At 67.3% G+C, this 12959-nt stretch carries 12 protein-coding genes and 2 pseudogenes; 6 read left to right on the forward strand and 8 right to left on the reverse strand.

All coding sequences use genetic code 11. The annotated features are described in order from the left end of the window. The first annotated feature begins 836 nt into the window (after positions 1-836). Positions 837-1259, forward strand: coding sequence for a hypothetical protein (locus GKE82_RS23210; RefSeq protein WP_154735327.1), 423 nt, complete (start codon positions 837-839; stop codon positions 1257-1259). A gap of 167 nt (positions 1260-1426) precedes the next feature. On the opposite strand, the gene GKE82_RS23215 is transcribed toward GKE82_RS23210, so the two are convergent. The 3 genes and pseudogenes from GKE82_RS23215 to GKE82_RS29320 all read right to left on the reverse strand — a co-directional run. Further along, on the reverse strand, positions 1427-1651 hold the full coding sequence (locus GKE82_RS23215; protein ID WP_154735328.1) for a hypothetical protein: 225 nt from the start codon (positions 1649-1651) through the stop codon (positions 1427-1429). A 384-nt stretch (positions 1652-2035) separates the two neighbouring features. Next, positions 2036-2419, reverse strand: a complete 384-nt coding sequence (locus GKE82_RS31690; protein WP_375337058.1) for a transposase — start codon at positions 2417-2419, stop codon at positions 2036-2038. Next, positions 2326-2832: pseudogene (locus tag GKE82_RS29320) on the reverse strand (transposase); the annotation flags it as partial. The pseudogene GKE82_RS29320 and the gene GKE82_RS31690, both read right to left, overlap by 94 nt. A gap of 164 nt (positions 2833-2996) precedes the next feature. Between GKE82_RS29320 and GKE82_RS29325 the strand changes: the two are divergent. Next, the gene (locus GKE82_RS29325) at positions 2997-3458 is read left to right on the forward strand and encodes a hypothetical protein (RefSeq protein WP_230317224.1); all 462 of its coding nucleotides are present in this window, start codon (positions 2997-2999) and stop codon (positions 3456-3458) included. A gap of 1083 nt (positions 3459-4541) precedes the next feature. On the opposite strand, the gene GKE82_RS23235 is transcribed toward GKE82_RS29325, so the two are convergent. From GKE82_RS23235 to GKE82_RS31695, 4 genes and pseudogenes are all read right to left on the reverse strand, one after another. Continuing rightward, positions 4542-6701, reverse strand: a complete 2160-nt coding sequence (locus GKE82_RS23235) for a hypothetical protein (RefSeq protein WP_154735331.1) — start codon at positions 6699-6701, stop codon at positions 4542-4544. Between the two features lie 115 nt (positions 6702-6816). Next, positions 6817-7191 (reverse strand): hypothetical protein, encoded by a 375-nt coding sequence (locus tag GKE82_RS23240; protein ID WP_154735332.1) that lies wholly within the window; start codon positions 7189-7191, stop codon positions 6817-6819. 515 nt (positions 7192-7706) lie between these two features. Then, a complete protein-coding gene (locus GKE82_RS31040; RefSeq protein ID WP_154733864.1) occupies positions 7707-8996 on the reverse strand; it encodes a Tn3 family transposase in 1290 nt (429 codons plus the stop codon). Next, positions 8984-9655, reverse strand: a pseudogene (locus GKE82_RS31695) (hypothetical protein); the annotation flags it as partial. The gene GKE82_RS31040 and the pseudogene GKE82_RS31695, both read right to left, overlap by 13 nt. Before the next feature lie 180 nt (positions 9656-9835). On the opposite strand from GKE82_RS31695, the gene GKE82_RS23260 reads away from it, so the two are divergent. Then, the gene (locus GKE82_RS23260) at positions 9836-10153 is read left to right on the forward strand and encodes a hypothetical protein (protein WP_154733863.1); all 318 of its coding nucleotides are present in this window, start codon (positions 9836-9838) and stop codon (positions 10151-10153) included. A gap of 48 nt (positions 10154-10201) precedes the next feature. Here the strand turns inward: GKE82_RS23260 and GKE82_RS30210 are convergent, their stop codons facing one another. After that, positions 10202-10327, reverse strand: coding sequence for a hypothetical protein (locus GKE82_RS30210; RefSeq protein ID WP_255450691.1), 126 nt, complete (start codon positions 10325-10327; stop codon positions 10202-10204). A 239-nt stretch (positions 10328-10566) separates the two neighbouring features. Here GKE82_RS30210 and GKE82_RS23265 point away from each other — a divergent pair, with 239 nt between their 5' ends. The 3 genes from GKE82_RS23265 (at position 10567) to GKE82_RS23275 (ending at position 12789) form a co-directional block, all read left to right on the forward strand. Then, entirely contained in the window at positions 10567-10881 is a 315-nt protein-coding gene (locus GKE82_RS23265) for a helix-turn-helix domain-containing protein (RefSeq protein WP_154733862.1), read from the forward strand. 31 nt (positions 10882-10912) lie between these two features. Next, the gene (locus GKE82_RS23270; RefSeq protein ID WP_154733861.1) at positions 10913-11452 is read left to right on the forward strand and encodes a hypothetical protein; all 540 of its coding nucleotides are present in this window, start codon (positions 10913-10915) and stop codon (positions 11450-11452) included. A gap of 806 nt (positions 11453-12258) precedes the next feature. Then, entirely contained in the window at positions 12259-12789 is a 531-nt protein-coding gene (locus GKE82_RS23275; RefSeq protein ID WP_154733859.1) for a hypothetical protein, read from the forward strand. Positions 12790-12959: the final 170 nt, after the last annotated feature.

Genomic DNA, 12959 nt, shown 5'->3' on the forward strand with positions numbered 1-12959 from the left:
GCGCGCGAGTGGCCAGGCGGACGCGTCCAAAACGACCAACGCTCCTCTTCCCACGACCCCTGAGTGTGAAAGCTCCGCGACACCAGGCGACAACTCGCCGACAGCGCCTGGCACGGTACCTGCCAATCTTGAGGCCGACCGCATCCGTATCCGGGCGAGCGCACCATGGCTCCCCGACCCACTCTCCGTCTTCATTCCAGCGCGCGAGTAGCGGCGCTTTCCGAGCGTGTGCCGTCACGGCCTCACACCAGGTCACCGGGCCGGAGGACATCTCTGGCGTGACGCCTCGTCTACCCGTCCGCGCATCTGACGACCGTGTCGTACCGGATCCTCATTGGCCCTCGTCCGCCTAGAGCTGGTGTGGACCGGGATCGTGTTGACAGCTGGCTGTGAGGAATGTGGACCCGGACGGGGTCGTCACGAAGGCGAGGCCGTAGGCCGAGCCGAGTGGCGATCCCGTCCGGCGCACCTGCAGCATGGCCGCCCAACATCCTCCGAGGGGGACCTGGATGGGCGAGACCCGCAAGTACCGGGAGTTCACCGTGCAGCAGAAGACCGAGTTGGTGCCTGCGTCGCTGCGGGGCCACGAAGACGATCGCGGAGCTGTGCCGCGAGCACGACATCTCCGAGGACCCTGCTCAGGCGTTGGCGTGAGCAGTTCTCGCGCCGCCGGCGCCCAGCGTCTGTCGGCCAAAGGCTGAGCGCACCGAGCTGGACGAACTGCGCCAGCAGGTGAGCAAGCTCGAGCGTGCGCTCGGGCCGCAAGACGATGGAGGTGGAGGTCGCACCCCGTTCGGGGGCACAGGCGGGGAACTCTTGCGGGGATGGGAGTGAGCATGCGCGTCGCCCGTTCCCGCGAGCTCGTCGCGCAGGGCCGTCCCGCCGCCTTGGTCGCCCGCGTGGCGGGGATCAGCCGGCAGGCGATCTACCGACGGCCGACGCGGCCGCCGGTCGCGCAGCCCGGCGGTGGTGCGGCGGTCGGGGATCCGCAGCAGCCCGTCGTACTCGGCGAGCGAGAGCGCGCGGACGGGGTTCTCGTAGGCGGCCTTGATCGTCTTGACGCGCTGGATGCGCGGGTCGAGCTCGAGCGCGTCGGCGAGCCGGCGAACTGCGGCCATCCTCGAAGACAGCGTCGACGACGACAGGCCGCGGCGTGCGAGGTCATCCCGGAACGCCACGACGAGGTCGCGGTCGATCGCGGCCGCGGTGACGAAATGCCGCCGGCGCGGACCACGGCGAAGTCGGCGAGCTGGCGATAGGCTGCGGCGTAGGCGCGGCGGGTGTTCGGGGCGGCCTGCGCAGGTCGGCCCCCTCCCCCGGCCCGTCGAGGACCTCCACGAGCTCGCGCCGGACCAGCCCACTCACGAACCCACCCCGAACCGCGAACCGACACCGCGGCGCGATGGTGTGTTCGCGCGCGCCCGCGTCAACCCGAGTAGCGCGGCAGTCGCCGAGCAGCGTCATGGCCTGCGCGCGCCCGGCGGGCGCGCGTTCGAGGACCTGCGCCGCGAGCTCCGCGGGGAGGTGTCGCCGGTGGCGCGGCCAGCAGGCGCAGCTCGGCGTCGACGAGGTCGCCGACGTTGACCTGCAACTGCGGGTCGACCGGCCACACGCCGGGGACCGCGGCCGGGAGGAGACGCAGATCAGCCATACGCCGGATCGTGACTGCCGGCCCGGGCGGATGCCCCTGATAGGCGCCTTTATCAGGGGTCAAATCCGGAGCGGGATCCCGCCGTCGCACGACTCGCGGCCACGCTGCTCCCCGGTTTATCACCGGGCAGTTCGTGCGCTGCTCAAATTCCCCTAGCGGCTGCTACCACTGCTCAACGTCTAAACCTCGATCCACCGCGTAAACGGTGAGCGCGCTCGGTCCGGGGGTCGAGCGCGTGAGCGGTGGCTCGGGAAGCCGATGGTCCGCCAACTGAGCTAGCGGTCGCCTTCGGAAGCTGTTGAGGCGGCGGTTGAGCAGGGTGTGCGTGCAGGGGCCGTCGCGGAGGTCCTGCGGTGCGATCGTCGTCGAACGAGTGGCCGGCGGTCAGGCCGGCTGCAGGGCGCGGATGCGTTCGAGGGCTTGGGTGAAGGCGTTGCGCCAGGGCCAGCGGGCTGGCAGGTGCAGGGTCCAGCGCCGGGCGGTGCGGGTCAGTCGGCCGGGCAACGTCAGCCAGCGGCGGCGCAGGGTGCGGGCGGTGCGGATGGTCTGGTTGGGGGCGCCAAGCAGCTGGGTCCAGCGCAGCAGGTTGTGCGCGATCGCGGCGAGGACCGTCCAGGCGCTGTTGGCGCAAAAGCGGCCGGAGGAAGTGCGCGAGGGCCTGGTCTTTGGTCGCGGATGGCCAGCTCGATCTGTGCGTGCTGGCGGTGCTCGGCCTCGACGAGCGCGAGGTCGTCGGTGCGGTTGGTGATGAACGCGTAGTGCTCCCAGGTCGGCAGCAGCTGGCCTTGGCGGTCGAGGGTGCGAACGCGGCGAATCACGAGCCGGCGGCTTGTGGCCCATTCGGTTTCGGCGATCTGGGCGATCGAGGTCTTCGGGTAGTCCTCGAGCGTGGTCCATGCGGTCTCGTCGATCGCTTCGATCGCTGCTCGGATCTTGGGGTTCTGGCGAACGCCGATCGAGAAGTCCCAGCCCGCGGCCTCGAGCTTGTCGAAGGTCTTGTTGTTCCAGAAGCCGCTGTCGGCGCGCAGCAACCTGGGGCCGGTCGCGTTCGTGCGGGCGATGCGGGCGATGAGCTCGTCGAGGAACCGGCCGGCGCCCCTGGAGGTGTTCGCCGAACCCTTCCTGAGGCGGATGTGCAGGACCTCGCCGGTGTCGGCGCGCGTGGCGAGGATCGGATGCATCCGCGCACGCGGGTGTAGCCGAACGCCGCGCCCTGCTTCTTGGATCCGTAGACCTCACCAACGAACGAGTCGAGGTCGATCACCAGCCGCCCGTCGCCCGGCCCCGCGCCAGCGGCCCAGGCGCGCGCGACGAGCTCACCGAGGACACGGTCGAGCTGGCGGACGTGCCCGAACGTGAACGCCCGCAAGAACGTGCCGAGCGTCGACGGGGCAAGCACGCGGTGGCCGACCAGTTCGGCGGTGCGCCCCGAGCGCAACAGGTCGCAGTCGTCGATGCAGTCGGCGCCGAGCGCCATCGCCGAGACCAACGTCATCGCCTTCGCGCCCTCCAGGCCGGCGCCGGGACGATCACCGAGATCGACGGTCTCGTCGATGAGCTGCTCGGCCCCAAGGCGTTGGGCAAGCGTCGCGACCAGCGCGATCCCGGCGCTGGCGACCGCCCGCTCATCGTCAAAACAGACGTCGATCGCGTCCAGTCCGGACGGCCCGCCATGCTGCACCACGAAGGTGACCTCCTGCTGCAGGACCCCGGATGCCGCTACATCCGTGAAAAGCCCTGCTCAGGAGGTCATTCTTCGCTAGCAACCGGACGACACCGGTCTAGCCTCGCGGTGGATCGAGGCTGAAACGCGAGTCGCGCGCCGCGATTACGTCGACGCCGAGAAGGACAATCTCGGAGTGTCCAGCCGGCCGTTAGCCAGCGGGAGAAGGGGGTCGACGGGATGGCTAGGAAGGCGCGGTCTTGGGCATTGCTGTGGGAGCTGCGGCCCAGATCCCGCCTGGCCCGTAAGGAGCCAGCTCGATCGCTGTCCGAGAACGACCCGCGGACGGTTGTCGGTGCCGTAGCGGACGATCTGGCCGTTGTCAGCGTCTGTCATGTGGCTCGCGAGGAGACCACTGTTGGTCAAGAGCGGGCCCTCGACCCGTGTGGTCGTTCGCGACGTGCATGCGACGACGAGCGTGCTCGGGCGTCGCCCCGTCTCTAGACGGGTTCTCCTGATGGTTTGCTCGTCGCTGAACTGTCCTTCCGCCGAGAGCGGACAGGCGTCGACGGGGTCTCGGTGGGAGATCCAGGCCAGCCAGGTTCCGCGTAGGTCGATCCCCGTCAAGTAGTTGCCGTCTTGACGACTCGCGATCTCTCGGTGGACAAGGCGGGATGCGCCCCGATTACCTTCCGTAACCCGAACTTCGGTGCCCTTCCTCGGAGATACCGGGGTACCGACGGGAGAAGGCAATGCGCCCCTTCCAGATCGCAGGCGTAGCGTCCGTCGCGTTTGCTGGTCGGTCGATACCGGCCGGCCTCTCTTTAAGCGTTCGGAGCGTGCGGAATTGCGCAGGCTTCGGGCGAGGAGCACCTAGAGAAGACCGCGACAGCTCGGCCGTTGCGGTCCGTACCGACATCAAGATCGAATGGGAACTCAGCAGAGCGGACGCCCGGCAAGACTTGGACGGCGCCATTGACGACCCGAACGAGCCGATAGCGGTTCGTCCCCCGACGGCATGCTCCAGAGCAACTGGTCGCCACTGCCGGCCAGCTTGGGAGTCGGCCCCAGGTTGTTCGGGATCCTGACCCCGTCACTGGCGCTCGCGGTAGCGACCGCGAAGGCCGGAAGAGCGATGAGAGCCGCTAGCAAATGTTGGAGACGACGCATGCCTTGAACTTTGTGTAGGCCGGACGAGCGGTGCCATCCGGGTTGAGGAGAGCGGAATCAAACGGGTACGGGGTCGGAGCCGCGCCATTGAAGCGAACGGCACCTTCGGGGACGCTCTCGAGGTCGTACCAGTACAACCGCGTGATCGACGGAAAGATGCTGATTAGGTCGAACAGATTTGTCGCCGCCTGCCCCGTGCGCGCGATCGCGTCGGACATCGAGTTGCCCTGCTTCTCGCGGTAGACGTGGACACGGCCTCCCCTGCTCGGTCAGCCACAACTCCGGGACGATCGTCGGACTTCCCTGCTTGACGTAGGTCGTGCTCGCAATGAAGTTTGCGATCTTGGTCCGCGTATTGCCGACCTCGTTCGCGACCGATGGACGAGCGTCGGCCTGGGCATACGCGTGGTAGGACCAGCGCAGGGGCGGCAGCTTTCCGCTCGATCGGGTCCCGTCGATGTATCGCTGCAGACCTGAACCGGCACCGCCGCGCGTGTCAATCTTGCCGGAGAACTCACCCGCGGTCACGCGGCACGTCGTGCAGAGCTCGCTCTTGAGGATGCGCCAGAACTGCCCGGCCCGATAAAGGCCCGCCGTGCTTGAGGTGCCGCGGATCTTTGAGTAGAACGGGCTGGTTGGTTCGAACTTGTGGTCTGGCTCGTTCCAGGCCGCGTAGTCCTTGATCCACGGGAACGCGTCCACGAACGCCCCGACCGCTGTCCGGTACTCGGCTGTCGTCGGCAGGTAGCAGTAGGCGCTCCTGAACTCGGTTCGGTTGAACGCGACCATCACTTCGTAGCCGGCTGCTCGGGCCTTGTTGAGCCAGGCGGCGTAGCCACGTAGAGAGTGGTTGTAGGAGGGCTTGCCGTACTCCCCATCCCCGTCGTACTGGCCGTAGAAGGGAAGGTTGAAGGTCCGAGTGGCACCGTTGCCGTTGATCTTCGGGCAGCTGCGGGAACGGCTCGGGAGCGATGGGCGGGTGAGACCAAGCGCGACCAGGTCCTGGGGCTTGGCCAGTGCAAGCAGGTCCCAGGGAACGATGATCCGGACCTTCTTGAGGCCGAGCGACGTGAACTCGGGACGATCCATGAACTCGACGGAGGGGTCGGACATTCCCCAGCCGAAGCCCTGTGTTCCGCTCCCTGAGCGGCCTTCGGGGAGCGCGGGCGGTGCTTCTGTACAGACGCCGCCCGTGTCCTGGCAATAGTCCGACTCCGTGATGGCCGACGGGGTCTCCGGTGCTGGGGCAGAGCGGTCTGTGTTGAACTGCTGCTCGTCCTCACCCTCGTCCTTCGGGTCGAGGACGTCGACGTTCCAGGAACTGGACCATTCGTTACCGACCGCGTCGCGGACGACCACGCTGACGGTAGTCGGCCCCACTCCGCCCTTGTAGCGGAAGCTCCAGCATGAGCAGCCCGAATCGAACACCGGCGTCTGGACTTGCCCACCGATGCGGATCTCCTCAGAGGTCACCCCAGAGTGAGCGTCCGTTGCCAGGACTTTGAGGTCGAAGGGGTCAACCATCGAGCCGGTGTCCTGAGCGTCATAGAGGTCTCCGCTCAGTTCGACGACCGGTGGGGTGCGATCGATCTTCACGGTTCGGGTGCTCTTGCAGCCTGTCGCCCCGCTCTTGCCGAGGGCGTCGTAGGCGCAGACACCAATCGCGTGGGTGCCCGACCCAAGGGCTTGCGCGTTGAGGTCGAAGTAGCCGTCGCGGTAGGTGTAGCAGGGCGTCCCTTGCCGCCGGCGCAGGCTCCGCCGTCGGTGGTGGGCTGGTTGCTGGTCCAGACCTTGTTGCCGTAGAAGACGTTGAAGGCCTTGATCCCAAGGCCGGGGTCGGAGGCGTTGAAGCTGATGCGGTCGGTGTAGTCGCGGACCCAGCCGGAGGGCGCGGGGGGCGCTGTGGCTGACGTTGATGGTTGGGTCTTCGGGGTCGTCGAGGTAGACGATCGAGGCGCCGAGGGAGAGCGCGGCGGCGGCGGGGTGGCTGGTGCCGTTGGGGAAGGCGCCCCAGACGGCCTGCTTGCCAGCTGCGGCGGGCACGGTGTTGATGTTGTTGCCGCTCTGGACCGCGACGTACTGGCTGTTGTTGCTGTCTTGGTGCTGGCCGTTGAGCTGGTAGCCGGTCCAGTTGCCGTAGCTGGGGGCGAAGATGCCGTTGATGGTCCAGAAGTTCGCGCCGGCGCCCCACCAGAAGTTCTTCTGCCAGTAGTCCACGCGCGGGATGTAGGTGGTGCGCGAGTTCCACTCGTGGACGGTGTAGTAGTACTCGGCGATGTGCCCGGCAGCGGGGTTGTAGCCGACGTTCGCGTAGGTGTAGATGTAGAAGCCGTCACCGGTGCCGCCGCAGTTGACGCCGCTGACGCAGCGGGTGTCGTGGGGGGTACCAGCCGGCCGGGTTCTCCGTGTACTGCCAGGTGCCGTCGCGCAGGCCGGCGGTGCTGCCCTGATCCCAGCGGCGGCCGCCGTTGAACCAGTCCTCGTAGATCGGGTCCACGAGGATCGGGTAGGCCAGGTCGGCGTCGCGGTGCTTGACCTCGAGGACGATCGAGTCGTCCTGGACCGTCGTGCGGACCTCCACCGGGGTTCCCTGCGCGTCCACCGCCCACGCCGGAGCGAAACGGCCGATCCGCACGCCGTCGCGGTTGACGAACACCTCTCCTTGGGGCGAGGGGACCAGCGCGATGTCGCCATGCTCGGAGGTCACGTGCAGCTTGGAGATCTCCGGAGCGGCCGGGGAGCGCAGCTGCGTGAAGGTCTCAAGACCGCCCTGCGGGACCGGGGCCGCAAGGAAGTCCGTGTCGGTGCTGGTCGAGGCCCACAGCGCGGCGACGCCATCGACGGTCGCAGCTGTGGTCGCGCCGGCCGCGTCAGCGGGGGTGATGGTGATCTCGCCGGTACCCTTGCCAACGTCGATCCCGTCCTCAAGCGCGCGCGGGAGCTCGAGCGGGACGGCGGGGTTGACGGGCTCGATCGTCCCGTCGGCCTGACGCTCAAGCGTCAGATCGACCGCCTCAAGCTTGCCGTCGTCGTTGCGTGCGCGCAGCGGGAACGCTGGACTCGATCAGCCGCGAATCCCCGTCGATCTCGACCCGGGCAACATAGTCCGAGGAGAACGCCTCGAACGCGTCGTCGCGGGCCAGCTGAGAGCCCTGCCAATCGAGGCCATCGAGCAGGCTCGCGAAGCTCTCCTGGGTGGTCTGGACCGCCTCAGAACGAGACTCAGCTCGATGCTCGGACTCCGATCGCTCGCGCTCCGCGGCCTGCGCCGGCGCAGCCGGGAACCGCTCGCGCGCCTTCATCTGCGCATCGAGCTCTTGCGACGCCTGCAGCAGCTCTCTCGACGCAGCGCCGTCGATCCGAGGTACCGGATCTTCGGCCGCGCTCGCGACAACCGCAAAGCTTGAGAGGAATGCCGTTGCTGCCGCAGCAGCCACAGCACGAGACGAACGAAGACCCATGAAACGCACATCGACCGACGATCCAAGACCCTTTAGCTAAGAGCGCAAAGACGATGTCGGTGTAGCCGTGGGTGTCGGTGGTGTGCTCGCGGATATCTGGTGCGTGGGCGTGGACGATCGCGTCGAGGCTGTGGGTCGCTTCGCGGTCGGAGACCGAGACGATCTTCGCACCGTAGGTGCTGTAGTCGTCCAGCGTCCAGCTCATCACGGTCAGTCCGCCGTGGTGGTGGCCGAACTCGCGGGCGAGCATCGCCGCGGTCGGGGGCTTACCGCGCTGTCCGACGCGATGGCCGTCGCTGCTGGAGAAGAGGCCGCTGCCGAGATGCTGGGTCAGCTCGAGGCGATGGTGGTAATCGGTGATCCGGCGGCTGGCCGCCCGGACGTTCTCGACGTCGAGGTACCACTCTTGGGCCCAGGCGATCTGGCGGTAGGAGAGCTCGCAGATGCGGGCCATCGCGACCGGCCCCAGCAGCGTGCCCGATGCGACCACCGCGGCGTAGGGGCGTTCGGGGAGCTGGCCGGCGCGCGGTGTGGCACCTGCGACGTGGCGGAGCTCGTCGGTGAAGCTGGTCCAGGCGTCGACCTCGATGAGCAGGTCGGCCAGCTCGATCTCCGGGATCCGGCCCAGCACCTCGCCCTTGAGCTCGGCGATCGCCGGGGCCTCGGTCTCCGGGCGCGCCGGGGCGCTGGTGAGGCGGCCGCGCTCGTCCAGGCCAACTCCCTGGCCGGCGTCGACGGCAGCTTGGGCCTGTTCAAGAAGCTTGCTCTGCTCGCGCTCCAGGTGCGAGAGCCGCTCGGCCGGGTCAAGCGGCCGGTCGAAGGTGATCGCGAGTTCCTCGCGTGCACGGGCCCACTGCGGTGCGGGGAGCAGGAAGGCGGCTGGGTCGAGGTACTTGCGGCTGGCGGGTCCAGCGCCCGCGGCGCGGCCTGCGGCAGCAGCTCGCGCCGAACATGCGGCTGCCCCAGCCCGAGCACGACGAAGAAGCTGTCCAGCGACGCCAGACCAAGGTTGATCGAACTCGGCGCCAGCCGCCGCTCGACCTGCAACCACCGCTTGAAGTCCCGCACCGCGTAATCACGCGCGAGCGGGTCGGTCAACGGGTCGCAACCCCACTCGCCGGACTCGGGCGCGTCCCTCGCCCAGGCGGCGAAGGAACGCACCCACCGCGCGTACTCCTGCTTGGTGCGATCCGCCAGCGGCTGCCGCGTAAGCCACGCCGCGTACGTCGCAACCGCCTCATCGAACGCCGGAGCAACACCGCTCGTGCCGGTGACGCTATTAGTCGCGGCGGCGGAAGCCCCGAACTCGATCTGCCGGACTCGGTTAGTCGCGGTCGACGGAGGTCCAGCCGCGACTAACCGGGATAAGCCGCGGCGTGCGTCCGGCTCTATGCCTCGCGTTGGAGCTCTGTGCCCGAAGCAAAGTACCGCGCGATATAGCTCTCTGGGTCTAGGTCGCTCTCTCATTAGTGAAAAGACTTCGGCGCCCGAGCAAATCTCGTCGAAGAGCTGGAACGCCTGCATCAGCCCGAGGTGGTCGGCATCGACTCCTGCTGCATACTCGCCGGCTTCCCTGTCCGCTAGCTCTATCGCGTGGTCGATGGTTTCTGCTTGCCAGAGAGTTATGCGTTCCTCATAGGTGTCCGATCCTTTTGGCACCCGCAGCACGCATCGGACGGCGTACCAGCGGCCGTGTAGCTCGGACTCCATGGCTTACTTCCTTCGCTTTTGCTTGTTTGCAAGCCTTCGTGCCTTCAGCTCCGCCTTGGCTTTGTTTCGCTCCGCTGCAGGCAGACTCTTGTTCTTCTGCATGGCCTCTACCGCCGCGTCGCTCAGATCTTCAAGGTCGGTATGGCGCTTACGCTGCTTGCCGTGTGCAGGATCGGCGGGATGCCGCGCCTGCCCACGGTCCGGCTAGATCGCCCGCTGCGCGGCTGCGACCAGGTGGTCGCAGCATCCGGTGATGCTGAATTCGAGCCGATCTCCGCGCTGGCTCTTGAGAGTGGCCCGCGCTCGCTGGCCGTGCTGCCGGCACCGGACCGACTCGATGCGTTCCGTTGCGGCCCTGACAGCCATGTTGCGAGCCTCCTGCTGCATGCCGTCGAGGAACTGGCGCTGCGAAACGCGACGACCGTTGAGCGCGTACTCCAATTCAAATCTCATTGGGTCTTTCCTTTCCCGGCGAGCGATAGAGTTCTCCCGCCGTAGTTCAGTGACGGGGCGGAAGTTGCAGCTCCCGCCCCGTCCGTTGACTGGCTACTTCTCGCGCCGGACGCCCTTGAAGGGCGTCCCGTCGGCCTTCTGGTCCAGGATGCGACCCGTGTTCGAGTCGCGCTTGGCCCAGTTGCCGCTGGGCGTCTTGAACTGCGAGCGCTGCTTCACAGCGCCCTTCCTGCCAGGCCCCTTCGGGGTATTGGTGGCCACTCGGCTACCTCCCTACTCGTGATTTCAGGCGGTTCAAAACGCCCCATACCGGCTAAAGTCTACAAGGTCCACAAAGTCCTGCAAGTCTTTAACGTTGACAAAGGCGCTAAGGTCACCATGCACCGGGTACGACAAAGAGAAGAAGCGACGCACCACGTCGTTTCGTCGGACCCGTCCACCGAGATGAAGGAGCCATCGTGAGCAAGACCCAGGAGTTCACCGCGGTGAACGCCGACGCGGGAGCACCCCCGCAGAAGGACGTCTTGAACGTCCGGGAGACCGCCCGCGAGCTCGGCGTCCACGAGAACACCGTTCGCAACCTCGAACAGCGTGGCCAGCTGACCGCGATCCGGCTCCCCGGATCAGGCTTCCGCCGGTTCAAGAAGGAAGACGTCGATCGCGTTCGCGACGAGATGTTCAAGCGATTCGCGCCCGAGACAGAGATCGGCGAGGAACGCGACGACATGCCCGAGCGCATCCTCAGCACTCCCGAGGACTACCACCAGTCGTAGTTCCAGCGGGTCGGGGCTTCACACTGGCCAGGTGAGCAGTCAGCCCCGACCCGACGACCACCTCTACTACGAGGACCGCACGACCCACCTGCGCCAAGGGGACCTCTTCACAGGGGTCCCCTTGGGTCTGCAGCTACCGGCCGAGGTCTTCAACCACGGCAACCGCAAGTTCGTCTCCGGACCGTTCGAGGTCGGATTCGCCATGTTGATCACTCCATCGTGCTCAATGGCAGCTCAGGGCGAGCCCGGCCGCTACGCGCACCCATTTCGCACCGTGGTCCCCGTCTGGCCGCTCGAAGACCTGGTCGTCCAGGGCGCGATCAAGGAAGCCTCCCTGGGTCAACTGCGCAAGTACGACCACCTGGCGAACTATCTGTATCTGCCGGCGATCGCTTCAGCGCAGATGCCGGAGAGCCTGGCGCTGCTGTACGCCCCGACGACCCTTGACCATGGCTACCTCGAGAAGCAACGCATCGCTCAACTCTCGGTGACCGCCGCCGTGCACCTCAAGCGGCAGCTCGCCCGCCACTACGGGGGCAGCCTGTTCAAGCACGAAGCCTTTGCCGACTAGGCAGCCGCCTGGCCCTCATCGACGTCCCGGAGCACTCGGTACGGCGTACCGTCGATCCACCAAACTGGCTCTCCCTCGTACTCGCCGGCCCACCCTTCGGCGCCGGTGACGAGGCGACAGCGCATCGGGGGGAACTCGGTCGTCAGCGAGAACAGGCATCCCGAAGATCTCATCCCACGCGAGAAGAGCGTGGTTCGCGGGGTTCAGGAGCACAAGGTAAGGCGTGTCCAGTCCTTGCTGCGCGTGGACATCGAGCGCCTCGACGACCGAGCAGAGCAGAGCACCTTCGATGTACAGCGCGTCGTCTTCGGTGGTCCCCCTCGAGCACCGGGACATTGTGACACCTGCCGCGACGGAACTCCCGCGGCCGTAGATGGCGCCGCCTCTTGGCGTGGTCGCCTCCCGGTCTGGCTGCGTGTTGATGCGGTTGCGGGCTGGTGCGAGACGTTGGTGTGGCGCGGTGGAAAGTGAATGGGTCAGGCGCGCGTCGCTGATCTAGCGGGAGCTTCGAGCGCCGGCAGCTTCTGACCCATGACGATCCGACAGATTGTCCGAACCCTGGGACCGTCCCGCCTGGCCCACCCACCCCCAACTGGCCCTACGAGTTCAAAGCTTTTGAGGCGGCGGTCGGACCACGAGCCATGCCGCTGTGCACCCTGGGTGGGTTACGTCCTGGGTGTCGGGTACGGTGCGCCACCACCCACCCAAGGACGTTGGCCTTCTTGTCTGGTACATCCCCCGAGCTCAAAGCCCTCATCGACGTCGCACGCTCCAGCGTGGCCGCGGCCGTCGAGGACCCAGACCGCATGCGCCGCGAGCTCGACCGGCGGGCTGCCGGGCTGGCCGCCCGCCAGGAGAGAGCGCAGGAGGCGATGATCGACGCCCAGGACGCGCTCCGCGATGCAGAGGCGGCCTTCGCCCATGCCAAAGAAGAGCTCCGCGAGGTCACCGTCGAGCTCGGGCAGATCCAGTTTCTGACAAGCACGCTGGCGGGCCTTCGCGACCGTTCTGATGACACTGCCGGCGAGCCCCGTCCGTCTGAGCCTGTCGCTGGCGCCGGGACCCTGCACGTCCCTTCTGCCGCCCGGACGCCGCCGGTCCTGTCCTCGTCTGAGGACCCGACCGGGATCAAGCGCGCCGTGCTCGAGATCTTGTACGCCAGCAAGACGCCCATGGCGCCACGCGAAGTCGCGCGCGCACTGCAGTCTCGCGGCATCGACAGGACTGACCCGATCAAGGCCGGCAAGCTGTTGACACGGATGATGAAGGCAGGCCGCGTCGAGCGGAGCCCGGACGGTGGCTACGGGCCACCGAAGTTCTCCCGAGAGGCGCAGTAGAACAGCGAACCCACGAAGTCGGCCCCCGAGCGTTGGAGCGCTCGGGGGCCGGAGCCCCATGGCGAACGTTGCAAGAACACCCGAGGCGCGGCTGAACGTAGCAGGGATCCTTGACGGATCCAGCTACGTCGTCGCCGCGCAGAGCGCGCGATGGCGCTGGCTGCCGTCCG

Origin of the sequence: Conexibacter sp. W3-3-2, assembly GCF_009707605.1 — a bacterium.
GTDB lineage: Bacteria > Actinomycetota > Thermoleophilia > Solirubrobacterales > Solirubrobacteraceae > Paraconexibacter > Paraconexibacter algicola.

Coding starts and splice junctions, on each gene's coding strand:
- GKE82_RS23260 (WP_154733863.1), top strand. CDS start 9,836: ATGCCGCGCCTGCCCACGGTCCGGCTAGATCGCCCGCTGCGCGGCTGC.
- GKE82_RS23210 (WP_154735327.1), top strand. CDS start 837: ATGCGCGTCGCCCGTTCCCGCGAGCTCGTCGCGCAGGGCCGTCCCGCC.
- GKE82_RS23215 (WP_154735328.1), bottom strand. CDS start 1,651: ATGGCTGATCTGCGTCTCCTCCCGGCCGCGGTCCCCGGCGTGTGGCCG.
- GKE82_RS23275 (WP_154733859.1), top strand. CDS start 12,259: ATGCGCCGCGAGCTCGACCGGCGGGCTGCCGGGCTGGCCGCCCGCCAG.